Origin of the sequence: Streptodolium elevatio (genome assembly GCF_040649515.1) — a bacterium.
Lineage (GTDB): Bacteria > Actinomycetota > Actinomycetes > Streptomycetales > Streptomycetaceae > Yinghuangia > Yinghuangia elevatio.
On sequence record NZ_JBEZFP010000059.1, the window covers coordinates 36,027 to 49,625 of the forward strand.

Annotated in this window: 11 protein-coding genes; 7 read left to right on the forward strand and 4 right to left on the reverse strand. The window is 72.1% G+C overall.

Features of this window, described 5'->3' with window-relative positions; genetic code table 11:
• Nucleotides 1–22 precede the first annotated feature (22 nt).
• Entirely contained in the window at nt 23–766 is a 744-nt protein-coding gene (locus AB0C36_RS22480; protein WP_358356650.1) for a hypothetical protein, read from the reverse strand.
• Nucleotides 767–1,243: 477 nt separating this feature from the next.
• Here AB0C36_RS22480 and purN point away from each other — a divergent pair, with 477 nt between their 5' ends.
• Together purN and purH are read left to right on the forward strand one after the other, a co-directional pair.
• Nucleotides 1,244–1,888: a phosphoribosylglycinamide formyltransferase gene (gene purN, locus AB0C36_RS22485; RefSeq protein ID WP_358356652.1), complete on the forward strand. Its 645-nt coding sequence runs from the start codon at nt 1,244–1,246 to the stop codon at nt 1,886–1,888.
• The gene (gene purH / locus AB0C36_RS22490; RefSeq protein WP_358356653.1) at nt 1,885–3,453 is read left to right on the forward strand and encodes a bifunctional phosphoribosylaminoimidazolecarboxamide formyltransferase/IMP cyclohydrolase; all 1,569 of its coding nucleotides are present in this window, start codon (nt 1,885–1,887) and stop codon (nt 3,451–3,453) included. Before purN ends, purH begins: the two co-directional genes overlap by 4 nt.
• A 164-nt stretch (nt 3,454–3,617) precedes the next feature.
• Here the strand turns inward: purH and AB0C36_RS22495 are convergent, their stop codons facing one another.
• Together AB0C36_RS22495 and AB0C36_RS22500 are read right to left on the reverse strand one after the other, a co-directional pair.
• Entirely contained in the window at nt 3,618–5,057 is a 1,440-nt protein-coding gene (locus AB0C36_RS22495; RefSeq protein WP_358356655.1) for a thioester domain-containing protein, read from the reverse strand.
• 351 nt (nt 5,058–5,408) lie between these two features.
• The gene (locus AB0C36_RS22500; RefSeq protein WP_358356656.1) at nt 5,409–7,181 is read right to left on the reverse strand and encodes a Cys-Gln thioester bond-forming surface protein; all 1,773 of its coding nucleotides are present in this window, start codon (nt 7,179–7,181) and stop codon (nt 5,409–5,411) included.
• 224 nt (nt 7,182–7,405) lie between these two features.
• Between AB0C36_RS22500 and AB0C36_RS22505 the strand changes: the two genes are divergently transcribed.
• From AB0C36_RS22505 to AB0C36_RS22520, 4 genes are all read left to right on the forward strand, one after another.
• The gene (locus tag AB0C36_RS22505; RefSeq protein ID WP_358356657.1) at nt 7,406–9,550 is read left to right on the forward strand and encodes an FUSC family protein; all 2,145 of its coding nucleotides are present in this window, start codon (nt 7,406–7,408) and stop codon (nt 9,548–9,550) included.
• A 56-nt stretch (nt 9,551–9,606) separates the two neighbouring features.
• Nucleotides 9,607–10,464 carry a bifunctional methylenetetrahydrofolate dehydrogenase/methenyltetrahydrofolate cyclohydrolase gene (locus AB0C36_RS22510; RefSeq protein ID WP_358356658.1) on the forward strand — a complete coding sequence of 286 codons (858 nt, stop codon included), beginning with the start codon at nt 9,607–9,609 and terminating at the stop codon, nt 10,462–10,464.
• Nucleotides 10,465–10,655: 191 nt separating this feature from the next.
• Complete coding sequence (locus AB0C36_RS22515) at nt 10,656–11,120, forward strand: DUF3017 domain-containing protein (protein ID WP_358356660.1); 465 nt, start codon at nt 10,656–10,658, stop codon at nt 11,118–11,120.
• A 178-nt stretch (nt 11,121–11,298) separates the two neighbouring features.
• Nucleotides 11,299–12,288, forward strand: coding sequence for a malate dehydrogenase (locus AB0C36_RS22520; RefSeq protein ID WP_358356662.1), 990 nt, complete (start codon nt 11,299–11,301; stop codon nt 12,286–12,288).
• A gap of 72 nt (nt 12,289–12,360) precedes the next feature.
• Here AB0C36_RS22520 and AB0C36_RS22525 read toward each other — a convergent pair whose 3' ends face one another.
• Nucleotides 12,361–12,807, reverse strand: a complete 447-nt coding sequence (locus AB0C36_RS22525; protein WP_358356664.1) for an Lrp/AsnC family transcriptional regulator — start codon at nt 12,805–12,807, stop codon at nt 12,361–12,363.
• A 377-nt stretch (nt 12,808–13,184) separates the two neighbouring features.
• Here AB0C36_RS22525 and AB0C36_RS22530 point away from each other — a divergent pair, with 377 nt between their 5' ends.
• Nucleotides 13,185–13,505 carry an LPXTG cell wall anchor domain-containing protein gene (locus AB0C36_RS22530; RefSeq protein WP_358356665.1) on the forward strand — a complete coding sequence of 107 codons (321 nt, stop codon included), beginning with the start codon at nt 13,185–13,187 and terminating at the stop codon, nt 13,503–13,505.
• Nucleotides 13,506–13,599 lie beyond the last annotated feature (94 nt).

The window sequence follows — 13,599 nt, forward strand, 5'->3', positions numbered from 1 at the left end:
CGGAGCCCGACCCGGTCTCGGATCAGATCGGGTTGTTGTCGATGTTGTCGACCATGTTCCGCATGAAGCTCGGCAGTTCACGCTCGCACTGCTTTTGGGCCTGCTTGGTCAGCGCGGCGTCCATGCAGTCGTAGTAGTCCTGCTGCGACCACCGGAAGCTCCACACGCCGAGCACCCACACCACGGCGAGGGCGCCGGTGACGAGGCCGACCATGGCACCCGGCGGACGCGGCACCGTGCCCTGGGTGGTGGCGCCGGGCGTGGTGGCGACCCGTGCCGGGCGGACCAACCGCCGTGCGCGCCCGGGCGTACGGGCGGTACCGCCGGGCCCCTGCTCGATGCGCGGCCCCACCTGCGGGGCCGACGTGCCGCGCAGGGCGCGGGCGCCGAGCACGACCGCCGCGATGCCCATGACGATGCCGGCCTCCTCCCAGAAGAAGAAGGCGAGGAACAGCCCCCACACGCCGATCCACAGCGCGATGCGCGCGTTGCGCCGGCGCGGGTCGGCCGGCGGACGCTCGTCGTCGCGGTCCTCGCGGTCGCGGTCCTGCCGGTCGCGTCCCTGCCGCGGGCTGCCCCACGGACCGCCGCCGGAGCCGCCCGACCCTCCGGATCCGCCCGAGCCACCGGGACCGCCGGACCCGTCGCCGCCGGAACCGGGCAGGTTCCAGGGCGCGGCCGGGGGCCGGTCGGGGGCCCCCTCGGGCGGCGGTGCGTACGGGTCGCGCTCGTCGGTCTCGTTGCCGGTGCTGTTGCCCGTACTCATGCCGCCTGCCCTCGTCGTGCCGGATCCCCAAGGGGCACCCGCTCCCAATGCCTCACGCGCGTCCGTACCACGGGCTCTCGCGACCGTGCCGCGCCCGGCGTCGTCCAGCAGAGTGCCCTACCTCCGTGCCCTGGGCCCGGCTGCGCGAGCCGGCCGATGCGAACCATTACCCCGGGATCGTACGTGTGCGCCCCCTCCGCGGTCCGGGCGGTGGTGCGATACACGCGCGTCCCCCCGCGGTCGCCCGCGCGGCCCGGCACGTCGTACGCATGACCCGGCCCGCGCCCATCCCCGGGTTCGGTACCGCGCACCACCTGACGCTATCGTTGCTGACGATCGGGCGCTGCCCGCGTGTTCCCCTTATATCCCGTCGGATATCCCCATCCGGATGTCCGGGGTGTACCTGAGGGAGCCAGGCCGCCGCGCCGCCGGTCGCACACCCCCGCTCGCGCCCTCCGTTCGGAAAGAGCCTCCGCAGTGGCCGTACACGCCCCGCGCACCTCCGGGCCCGCGCGGCTCGTCGTCCTCGTCTCCGGATCGGGCAGCAATCTCCAGGCACTCCTCGACGCGAGCGCCGACCCCGGGTACGGCGCCGAGATCGTGGCCGTCGGCGCGGACCGCGGCGGCATCCTGGGCCTCGAACGCGCCGAGAAGGCCGGCCTGCCCACCTTCGTCGTCAAGGTCCGCGACCATGCCGACCGTGCCGCGTGGGACCGGGCGCTGACCGAGGCGGTCGCCGCGTACCGGCCGGACCTGGTGGTGTCGGCCGGCTTCATGAAGATCCTCGGTCCGGCGTTCCTGGGCCGCTACGAGGGCCGCACGGTCAACACGCATCCCGCGCTGCTGCCGTCGTTCCCGGGTGCCTACGGCGTGCGCGACGCGCTCGCATACGGCGCGAAGGTGACCGGCTGCACGGTCCACTTCGTCGACTCCGGCGTCGACACCGGCCCGATCATCGCGCAGGGCGTGGTCGCGGTCGAGGACGACGACGAGGCCGACGGCGGCGACGCGCTGCACGAGCGCATCAAGACTGTCGAGCGCAACCTGCTCGTCGAAATCGTGGGCCGCCTCGCCCGCGAGGGCTACCGCATCGAAGGAAGAAAGGTCCGATTCGGATCATGAGCACCCCCGAGAGCTCCTCGAGCAAGCGTCCGATCCGCCGCGCGCTGGTCAGCGTGTACGACAAGACCGGGCTTGAGGAGCTCGCCCAGGGGCTGCACGCCGCCGGGGTCGAACTCGTCTCGACCGGGTCCACCGCCGGAAAGATCGCCGCCGCCGGGGTGCCGGTGACCAAGGTCGAGGAAGTGACCGGCTTTCCGGAGTGCCTCGACGGCCGCGTCAAGACGCTGCACCCGCGCGTGCACGCCGGCATCCTCGCCGACCTGCGCCTGGAGTCGCACCGGGCGCAGCTGGAGGACCTCGACGTCAAGCCGTTCGACCTCGTCGTGGTGAACCTCTACCCGTTCCAGGCGACCGTCGACTCGGGCGCGACGCCGGACGAGTGCGTCGAGCAGATCGACATCGGCGGGCCCTCGATGGTCCGGGCCGCGGCCAAGAACCACCCGTCGGTGGCGGTCGTCACGAGCCCGTCCCGGTACGCCGACGTGCTTGCCGCGGTCGCCGACGGCGGCTTCGACCTGGCCGCGCGCAAGCGCCTGGCCGGCGAGGCGTTCGCGCACACGGCCGCCTACGACGTCGCGGTCGCCTCGTGGTTCTCGAACGCCTACGCGCCCGCCGACGACGAGCAGTTCCCGGCGTTCCTCGGCTCGACGCGCGAGCGCCAGGCGGTGCTGCGGTACGGCGAGAACCCGCACCAGGCCGCGGCGCTCTACAGCGGCGGCACGGGCGGGCTCGCGGGAGCGGAGCAGTTGCACGGCAAGGAGATGTCGTACAACAACTACGTCGACACCGACGCGGCCCGCCGCGCGGCGTACGACCACCACCTGCCGTGCGTGGCGATCATCAAGCACGCCAACCCGTGCGGCATCGCGATCGGCGCGGACGTCGCGGAGGCGCACCGCCTCGCGCACGAGTGCGACCCGGTCTCGGCGTACGGCGGCGTCATCGCGGTCAACCGCCCGGTGTCGCTGGCGATGGCCGAGCAGGTCGCGGAGATCTTCACCGAGGTCATCGTGGCGCCCGACTACGAGGAGGGCGCGGTCGAGGCGCTGGCCCGCAAGAAGAACATCCGGGTGCTGCGCGCCCCCGAGCCGCCGTCCGCGGTGGCCGAGTTCCGGCAGATCGACGGCGGTCTGCTGCTCCAGAACACCGACCGCTTCCAGGCGCCCGGCGACAACCCCGAGCACTGGACCCTCGCGACCGGCGAGCCCGCCGACGAGGCGACCCTGCGCGACCTGGTCTTCGCGTGGCGCTCGGTGCGCGCGGTCAAGTCCAACGCGATCCTGCTGGCGTCCGGCGGCGCCACGGTCGGCGTCGGCATGGGACAGGTCAACCGGGTCGACTCGGCGCGTCTGTCGGTGCAGCGGGCGGGGGAGCGGGCGATCGGCTCGGTCGCGGCGTCCGACGCGTTCTTCCCGTTCCCCGACGGTCTCGAGGTGCTGACCGCGGCGGGCGTCAAGGCCGTGGTGCAGCCGGGCGGTTCGGTGCGCGACGAGATGGTCGTGGAGGCGGCGCGGGCGGCCGGCATCACGCTGTACACGACCGGGACGCGGCACTTCTTCCACTGATGCGATGACCACCGTCGGCTGCGCGATGCCGGGCGGGAGGTGACGTACGAGGGCCCCGGACTCGAAGTCCGGGGCCCTCGCCGTTTCTCGCCTTGTGTCGTGCGGGTGGTGCTACGTGCGGCGCGCGGTCGGCCGTACGACCGTCGCGGCCCGCGCCGTGCCGCTTACTGCGCGGCCCGGCGACGCATCACGAAGAACACCAGGCCGCCGCCGAGCAGCAGCACGGCGCCGCCGCCCAGGTACAGGCCGCTGCTGCTGTCGCTGCCACCGGTCTCGGCGAGCGAGGGACCACTCGGCGCGGGGGCCGGCGCCGGGGCGCTGGGTGCGGGCGCCGACGGGGTCGGGGTGCTGCCGCCGCCACCGGTCGTCGAGGCGGTCTTGCAGTCCAGGACGCCGCTGAACTCCTTCAGCGTCTTGTTGTCCGGGCCGAGGATCTTGATCGTGTACGCCTGGTCTTCCTCGATCTTCACGACCTGCTTGGCCGTGTCACCGGGCTTCACGGTCGACTTCTTGTTGTCGAGGGTGAACTCGAACGGCATGTCGCCGTTGTTCTTCGTGGTCACCTCGACGCCGCCCTCGGCGCAGATCTGCTTGGCGGTGAACGCCGGGAGCGCGCCCTTGGCCGCCCACTTGGCCTTCGCGTCGGCCTTGGCGGTGACGGTCTGGTGCTCGGCGAGGATCAGCTTCTGCGAAGCCTGGGAGGTGCCCTTCTTGGTGCCGTTGAAGATGCGGCCGGCGTCCAGCTTGGACTTGCCGGACACCTCGACGGTGGCCTCGCCGGTCTCGCTGCCCGCGGCGGGCTTGACGTACAGTTCGTCGCCGTTGCCGACCTTGGTGACGGCCTTGCCGTCCTTGCCGACCAGCGTCGTGCCGGCCGGGGCGCCCGCCTTGAGGTCGGCCTCGATGACCTTGCCCTCGGCGTTGGTCTTGACGGTGAACGGGCCTACGCCCGGGGTGGCGGCCGGGCTGCCGCTCTGCTCCTCGGGGGTCAGTTCGAGGGAGATCTTCGGCTCGTTGTTGTCGGTCGCGGTGGCCGACTTGACCAGGTGGTCGTAGAGCTTGGTGACGTCGCCCTTGCCGGCGTCGTTGAGGTCGATCTTGTCGCTGAAGTGCCAGATCGCGGCCTGCGTCGCGGCGGCCGCCTCCTGGGCGTCCAGGCCCTCGATGCCGACCTTGGTCTTGAGCGTGTCGACCGAGACCGTGGGGAACGAGTTGAGCAGGATCCACTTGATCTTGGCGCGGCGCTCGGCGGCGTCGGCACCCGACGGCCAGGTGGTGCCCCACTCACCCTCGGCGTACTTGTTGCCGCCTTCGGTGCCCGTTTCGATGTCGACGCAGTAGACCTTGAGCGTCTCGCCGGTCTCCAGCTTGAGGTCCATGAGGCCCGCGACGACCTTGTCGCCGTGCTTGTAGCCCTTGACGAAAAGGCCGAGCGAGTCCTCCTTGTTGTCGCCGGTCACATCGGCGAAGCCCTTGAACTCGCCCTTGACACCTTCCGCGTGCGCCGGACCCGCGAGAGCGAGGGTGCCGCCCAGCGCCAAAGCGGACGCCGCCGCGATCGCGGACACGCGTCCGACGATCTTCCGGTCATGCGTACGGAACATAAGTTGCTCCCCATCGAGTAGGGCTCGGAATGAGAGGTCGTGGTGTCAGGCGGGGTGACGGGGCCGCCAAATGACTGTCCGCAGCCTATGGGGGCCCGGCAATGCGGTTCGAGAATTGTCACAGGCTTGTTCCAAGGGCTTTACCTTTCCCAGAGAACGGGTAGAACGCCGGAAATTAGTCGTGCTGTCGACAAATAAAGTGCACCCTCCGGAGTCAATCCCAATAATTCGGGAGGCATCGGTCGCACAAAAAGGGCCCCGCCGGCGAGGCGGGGCCCTTTCTGGGTACTTCTGCGGTGCTATGCGACGGTCACCGGACGCTGCCCGCGGCTATCCGCGGGTGCGGTCGGCTCACGCCTGGTGGCGTCCTCCGCGGCGGCGGCTGAGGAACACCGCACCGCCGCCGGCCAGCAGCAGCGCGGCTGCGGCACCGGCGATCAGCGTCGTGGAGTTGTCGTCGCCGCCGGTCTCGGCCAGGTCCTGGCCGTCACCGACCGGCACCCACGGGATCGTCAGCGGCGGGTTCTCGGTGCCGGGCTCGACCTCGGGGATGAGCGGCGGCTCGCCCCCGGTCGGGCTCGTCGCGGCGGGCGGCGCCGACGACGAGGCGGCGGGCGACGAAGCCGCGGGCGAGCTGGGCGCGCCGCTGGTCGCCGGCTTGGTGGACGTCGCCGGGGCGGACGTCGCGGGCTTGCTGGTGGTCGGGGCCGACGAGGTGGGCGGCTCCGAAGTAGGCGGCTCCGAGGTGGGCGGCTCGGAAGTCGGCGGCTCGGAGGTGGGCGGCTCGGAAGTCGGCGGCTCCGAGGTCGGGGGCTGCGACGTCGGCGGTTCCGACGTGGGCGGCTCGGTCGTCGGGGTCGTCGTCGGCTCCGGGTCGACCGGCGGCTGCACGCAGTCCAGCTTGCCGGCGAAGGTCTCCGAGAAGTTGCCCGGGCCGGTCACCGTGATGCTGTAGTCGGCGTCCTCCGCCACCTTGACCAGCTCGGTCTTGCCCGAGTCGGCCGGCACCTTGATCGTCTGGCCGTTGAGCACGAAGTCGGCGGGCGCGTCGCCCGCGTTCTTCAGCTCGACCGAGACGCCGCCCTCCTGGCACTCCTCGCGGAAGGCCACCGAGGGCGCCGGAACGGCCTTGTGGCTCCACTCGGCCTTGGCGTTCGCCTTGACGTCGAACGGCTGCGAGCCGGCCGTGATGAACGTCTGCGACTTCTTGCGGCTCTCGGCGATGAACACCCGGCCGACGTTCACCGACGCCTTGGTCTGCGCCGAGATGTTCGCCGCGCCCGGGTTCTGGTTCTTGGGAACCTTGACCCACAGCTCGGTCTTGTCGGCGGCCGTCGTGATCGGCTGGCCCTGGCCGTCGACCAGTGAGACGCCGGTCGGCACGGTGCCCTCGAGCGCGACCGCGACCGGCTCGGTGGACGTGGTCCGGACGGTGACCGGGCCGACGCCCTTGGGGTCGCCGTCGGTGCCGGTCACCTTGGTCGGGTCGAGCTCCAGCGACGCGGAAGGCTCGGTGTCCAGGCCGGTGTTGGCGCTGCCGGTGAGGAACTTGTAGACGGCCGAGACGTCTTCGTTGTCGCCGTCCTTGTCGGCCCAGCCGGACTCGCTGACCCGCTCGAACTTGGCGCCGTTGCTGTAGTACCAGATCGCCGCCTGGGTGGCCGCGACAGCCTCGGCCGGGGACAGCCCGTCGTGCTTGCGGCCCTTCGGCACACCGGCCTTCTCGGCCAGTTCGGCCAGGCTCGTGACCTTCGGGTACGAGTTGTTCAGCACCCAGTTGATCTTGGCGATCTTCGCGGTGTCCTTGAGCCAGGACTCCGCCCAGGTGCCCTCGCGGTAGTCGGCGCTGCCGTTCACCGCGGTGTCCAGGTCGATGCAGTAGACGGTGACCTCGGGCCCACCACTCCCGAGCACCTTCAAATTGGTGCCGGCGCTCTCGTCGAACCACTGCTCGGGACGGTCGACGACGATGCGTCCGGCGGTGTCCTTGACGTGGCCCTTGAAGCGCAGTTTGCCGGCGTCCGCATACGCGGCCGGCGACATGCCGATGACGGCGACAGCCGCCAGACCGGTGGCCGCGCACGCCGAACCCATGCGGGATATGCCCCGCTGTGTCCGAAACATGGGAAAGACTTCTCCTCGCGAAAAGAAGACGGCCCATTGCCCCCGGAACGGTCGCCAGGTAGCCCCCCTGGGCCGCCGAGGGAAAGAATCGGCCCACGGGGATCTTTAGTCAATTCGCTCCGGTCGGGTCTCGGGTATTAAATTCTCTATCGCGAAGTTGATCACCGGAAATCGTAATATCCAGCCTTTGTCCGCTTTGATCAACTTGTGTAGTGTTCGAGGGGATGAGCAAGCAGGTCGCCGACCCGGGTCCGCTGCCCCTCTTCCCGGAGGAGCACCCGCCCGACCTCGGACACAGCGCCGCCGGAACACTGCGCCCGATCGTCACCCTCACCGACGACCGCTTCGCCTGGGCCAACGGCGCTCGCGCGGCCCTCGGCGTCGGCCTCCCCTTCGCCCTCGTCACCGCGGTCGGCGGCGTCACGCACGGCGCCACCGCCGCGATCGGCGGCTACTCCGTCCTCTACGCGTCGCGCGAGCCGTACGCCCGCCGCGCCCGCGTGCTCGCCGCCGTCGGGCTCGGCCTCGCCGCGTCCTACACGGCCGGCTCCCTAGCCGCCGGGCACCGCTGGGTCACCGCACTCGTCATCGCCGTCGTCGCGGCGGCCGCGACCTTCATGTGCGGCGCACTCCGCGTCGGCCGCCCCGGCGGCTACATGTTCACGCTGGTGTGCGCGATGGGCACGTTCGCCACCGGCGGCACCTCCGATATCCCGCGGAACGTCGCGCTGCTGCTGGTCGGTTGCGCGGGCGGCTGGCTCATCTCGATGTCCGGCCGGCTCGTCCGCCCGACCCACCCCGAACACGTGGCAATCGCCGACGCGTTCACCGCCGTCGCCGGATTCCTCGACGCCATCGGCGGGCCGCGCGTGGACGCCGCGCGCCACCAGGCGTCCCAGGCCGTCTACCAGGCGTGGGTCACGCTGCTGCGCGCCGACGGCCGCCGTACGCGCCTGTCCGGCGAGGCCCGGCGGCTCCAGGTGCTGGTCCGCCGCGCGCACGACATCTTCCACGCGGGCGAACTCCTCGCCGAGGAACGCGCCAGACCGCTGCCGCCCGAGATCGGCGACGCGGTACGCGGCCTCGCCGACGCCGTCGGCCGCCCCCGGCTCAGCCCCGCCCTGCCGACCCTGCTCGCGGACACCGAGACCAACGGCCAGCGGCGGCTGCGCACCGCGCTGCGGGACGCCGTACGCGCCGCGGGCGAACCGGCCATGCCGCAGGGCGAGGCACTCAAGGGCGACCGTCCCAAGACTCTCGAACTCCTCAAGGCCGCCGCCGGCCGCGCGTCGCGCCTGCCGCCCGCCGCGGTCCGCACCGGACTCGCGGTCGGTGCCGCCACGGGCCTCGCCGAGATCCTGCCGATCGTGCACCCCTCGTGGGTCGCCATCGGCGCCGCCGCGGCACTCCAGGGCGGCAACGCGGTCCTCGACCTCGGCAGCGCGCTGCAGCGCGCGATCGGCACCTTCATCGGCGTCGCGGTCGTCACGGTCTTCCTGCACGACCTGGCGCCCGGCGCGTGGGAGACCGTGGTCATGGTCGCGCTGCTGTACGGCGCCGCGCAGACCGTCATGCGCCGCAACCTCGTCGCCGGCGTCGCCTTCATCACGCCCGTGCCGCTGCTGCTCGTCGGGGCCGGATCACCCGACCGGCACGTCGGCGACCTCGCCTCTACCCGGTTGCTGGACATGCTGATCGGCCTCGGGATCGGCGTCTTCGCGAGCTTCCTGCTGTGGCGCCGGGCGTCCACCGAGCGCCTGCCCGTCGCGCTCGGCCGGGCGATCCGGGCCGAGGGCATGATGCTGCGCGCGGTCGTCGCGGGGCAGGCGGAGGAGAACGCGCCGGCGTGGCTGAAGCTGCGTACCGCGGTGCGCCGCGAGCTGATCGACCTGTGGACCGTCTACGAGTCGTCCCTCGGCGAGCTGGTCGGACGCCGCCGCGGCGTCGAGCGCCTGTGGCCCGCGGTCGTCATCGTGCAGCGCCTCGGCTTCCGCCTGATGGCCGCGCCGCTCAAGCCCGCGGCCGACCAACTGGCGGACTACAAGGCGGCGCTCGACCCGGAGGGCTTCGCGGTCTACGGCAAGCCCACGGAGGCGCCGTTCACCGACGAGGACGCGGAGAAGCTGGACGCCTACATCGAGGCCCTGGCCTCCGCCGCGGAGCAGCGCCGCGCGCCGGTGCCGCCCGAGTTGCCCGAACTGTGGGGGCACCCGGTGCTCCGCCAGCACCTCAAGCGCCTGACGTACGCCCTCCTCGCCGGTGCCCGCGAGCCCGGCTCCGGCGTCGCGTCGCAGGTGCTGGCCCAGCTCGGCGCCCCTCCGCGCAGGGTGCGTGAGGCGGACACGCCGCGTACGGGACAATCGAGGTGACCCGCGGCCCTTCCCCGCCCGGGAGACGGCCTGCACCCGTGGATCAGGAGAACCCCTTGAAGGCGCAGAAGCTCGACGGCAAGGCGACCGCCGCCACCATCAAGTCCGAACTCGCGGTCCGTGTCGAGGCCCTGAAGGCCCAGGGAATCAACCCCGGCCTCGGCACCGTCCTCGTCGGGGACGACCCGGGCAGCCACTCCTACGTGCGCGGCAAGCACCGCGACTGCGCCGAGGTCGGCATCGCGAGCATCCAGCGCGAGCTGCCCGACACCGCGACGCAGGAGGAGGTCGAGGCGGTCGTCCGCGAGCTCAACGAGGACCCGACCTGCACCGGCTACATCGTGCAGCTGCCGCTGCCGCGCGGCCTCGACGCCAACCGCGTCCTGGAGCTGATGGACCCGGACAAGGACGCCGACGGCCTGCACCCGACCAACCTGGGCCGCCTCGTGCTGGGCCAGGACGCGCCGCTGCCGTGCACGCCGCGCGGCATCGTCGAGCTGCTGCACCGGTACGACATCCCGCTCAACGGCGCCGACGTATGCGTGATCGGCCGCGGTGTCACCGTCGGCCGCCCGATCGGGCTGCTGCTGACCCGCCGCACCGAGAACGCCACCGTGACGCTGTGCCACACCGGCACGAAGGACCTGACCCGGCACGCCCTGGAGGCCGACATCATCGTCGCCGCGGCGGGCGTCGCGGGGCTGGTCAGCGCCGACATCGTCAAGCCCGGCGCGGTCGTGCTCGACGTCGGCATCACGCGTACCGAGCAGGGCCTGGTCGGCGACGTGCACCCGGAGGTCCTGGAGAAGGCCGCGTGGGTCGCGCCGATGCCGGGCGGCGTCGGCCCGATGACCCGCGCGATGCTGCTGACGAACGTCGTGGAGGCGGCGGAGCGGCAGTTGGCGAGCCGCTGAGCCGTCGTCCGCGGGCGGTGCCCGCCGCCCGCGGAGCGCCGCCGACCCCTGGACCGCCCGCACGGGGATCCCACTAGAGTGGAACGCTCGGACAGCAGGAGGGCAACAGGCATGGCCCACAAGCCGGCTCGCGGTCGGGACGCCACCGCGACGGCGTTCCCGGCGCACCCCGGCCGAGTGCGGTGACGGCGATGGCGTCGAACACACCGGCCGCATCCCGGGGGCCGGGTCACGGCGGTGGGCCCGGTGCGCCGAACGGGCCCGGGCGGGCCGCGTCGCGCGGTTCACGCCGCGCCCCGCGCTCCGGCCGCGGTTCGCGGGACGACGGTACGTTCCTCCCCGAAGGCGGTTCGACGCCCACCGGCCCCGGCGGCCTGCGCGAGTGGCCGGCGGTCCTGGTGCTGGCGCTGCTGGCCGGATCCCTCGTGACCGCCGCGCTGTTCGGGTTCCGGTCCGCGACGCTGATGGTCGGCGGCACCCTCACGGTGGCTGCGATACTGCGGTTGTTCGTCCGCGAGGTCGGCATCCTGGCGGTGCGCAGCCGGTTCACCGACGTCATGGTCATGCTGGTGCTCGGCGGCGCGGTCGTGATGCTCGGGCTCTCGGTGCCTCCGCCGCTGGTCGACCTGCCGTGGGTGCCCCGGCGTACCGGCTGACCCGGGCGCGGCCCGGGGCGGCGGCGGAAGGCCGGTTTCGGTGGTGTTTCCCACATGCCGTACCAGACCGGCCATCGGGGCATCGCGGGCGGAGTAGGGTGGCCGTCGGAAGTATCTCGATCACGAGATATCCCCGTTCCGGGAACCCTCACCCGCCAGGTAGCAGGAGATCGCAACGATGACCCGCACGCCCGTCAACGTCACCGTCACCGGCGCGGCCGGCCAGATCGGCTACGCGCTGCTGTTCCGTATCGCCTCGGGCCACCTGCTCGGCCCGGATGTGCCGGTCAAGCTGCGTCTCCTGGAGATCCCGCAGGCGGTCAAGGCCGCCGAGGGCACCGCGATGGAGCTGGACGACTGCGCGTTCCCGCTGCTCAAGGGCATCGACATCTTCGACAACCCGGCCGACGGCTTCGCGGGCGCCAACATCGCGCTGCTGGTGGGCGCGCGTCCGCGTACCGCCGGCATGGAGCGCGGCGACCTGCTGTCCGCCAACGGCGGCATCTTCAAGCCGCAGGGCGAGGCGATCAACGCCGGTGCCGCGGACGACATCAAGGTGCTCGTGGTCGGCAACCCGGCCAACACCAACGCGCTCATCGCGCAGCAGCACGCGCCGGACGTACCGGCCGAGCGCTTCACCGCGATGACCCGCCTCGACCACAACCGGGCCATCTCGCAGCTCGCGCAGAAGACCGGTGCCGCGGTCGGCGACATCGCCAAGCTGACGATCTGGGGCAACCACTCCGCGACGCAGTACCCGGACATCTTCCACGCGGAGATCGCCGGCAAGAACGCCGCGGAGACGGTGAACGACGAGGCGTGGCTCGCCGACACGTTCATCCCGACCGTCGCCAAGCGCGGCGCCGCGATCATCGAGGCGCGCGGTGCCTCGTCGGCGGCGTCGGCGGCCAACGCGGCCATCGACCACGTGCACACCTGGGTCAACGGCACCGCGGCCGGCGACTGGACCTCGATGGGCGTCGTCTCCGACGGCTCGTACGACGTGCCCGCCGGCCTCATCTCCTCCTTCCCGGTCACCTGCAAGGACGGCAAGTGGGAGATCGTCCAGGGCCTGGCGGTCAACGAGTTCTCGCGCGGCCGCATCGACGCCTCGGTGCGCGAGCTCGCCGAGGAGCGCGACGCGGTGCGTGAGCTCGGCCTGATCTGAGCCGCCCGGCGCGCCGACGCACAGGCGTACGAGGGGTGTTCGCCCGCCGCACCCGCGGCGGACGGGCACCCCTCAGCCGTTCCCGGGGCGCTCTAGGAGGCGGTTGAGGACGACCGTGCTGCGCGTCGTCATGACGACGGGCTCCTGGCGGATGCGCTCCAGGACCGCTTCGAGGTGGCGTACGTCCGCGGTCAGCAGGCGGACCACGGCGTCGGGCTTGCCGGTCACGGTGTCCGCCCGCACCACCTCGGGGTGGCGCTCCAGGCAGGTGAGCAGCGCCGCCGGGGAGGTGCGCGGTTCGCAGAAGATCTCCACCAGCGCCTCCGTGGTCCAGCCCAGTGCGCTCGGATCGACCTGTGCGGTGAACCCCTTGATCACGCCGCTGCCCCGGAGCCGGTCCACGCGCCGCTTCACGGCAGGTGCCGACAGGCCCACGTCGGTGCCGATCTCGGCGTAGCTGGCGCGGGCGTCTTGGATCAGGTGAGCGACAATCTTCTCGTCCAGGGCGTCCAGGGGCACGGGACCCATGGTGGCGGCTGAACCCTTCGGCGGTGGTGGTTTCGGCCATTTCCCACCCACACGTGCGACCGGTGGCTCCGGCGCATCGGCGGCCCCGGGCACGCCTCGTCGAGGACGCGAACGGCCGACTCAGGAGGGCTCGGTTGCCCTAATGCGCTCCAGAGGCTCCGTCATGTGACGAAATTCATCGTATAGGTACCATTTTTTGGTCTGAGGCAGAGCTACCGTGGAGCGTTCGATGCCGAAGCGCCGGAGCGGCTTGGGGGCGCTCCCGGCGCCGAAGACGGAAGCTCTTGATGCCCCCGCACACGAACCCGCACATGCCCTCGAACACGAACCCGCCTACGTCGCGGGCTACGGCGCCGCGAACGTGGCGCGTGCTCCGCACCCCCGTGGCGGTCGTGCTGGCCGTGGGTCTCCTTCTGGGCGGAATCGGCTTCGCCGTGGCCACGTGGAACGCCTCGCCGGCGTCCGCCGCGCCGGCCGGGCAGCCGGTCGCGCCGCCCCCGGATCCGTCGGCCGCGTCGCCGTCCGCCGCGGCGGAACCTTCGGCGTCGGACGCCTCGGGGAACTCGCTGCCGGACACCGGCGAGACGGACGGCATCGCCATGCTGGTCACCGGGCTCACCTTCCTGGGACTCGGCGCGATCGCCGTCGGCGTGACCGCGGGCAAGCGCCGCAGGTCCCCCGAGGGCTGAGCCGACCGCACACCATCGACACGACGCAGCGCCGACCCGACGCAGCACCGCCACCGACAGCTGTGGGGCCGACCCGAATTGGGGCGGCCCCACA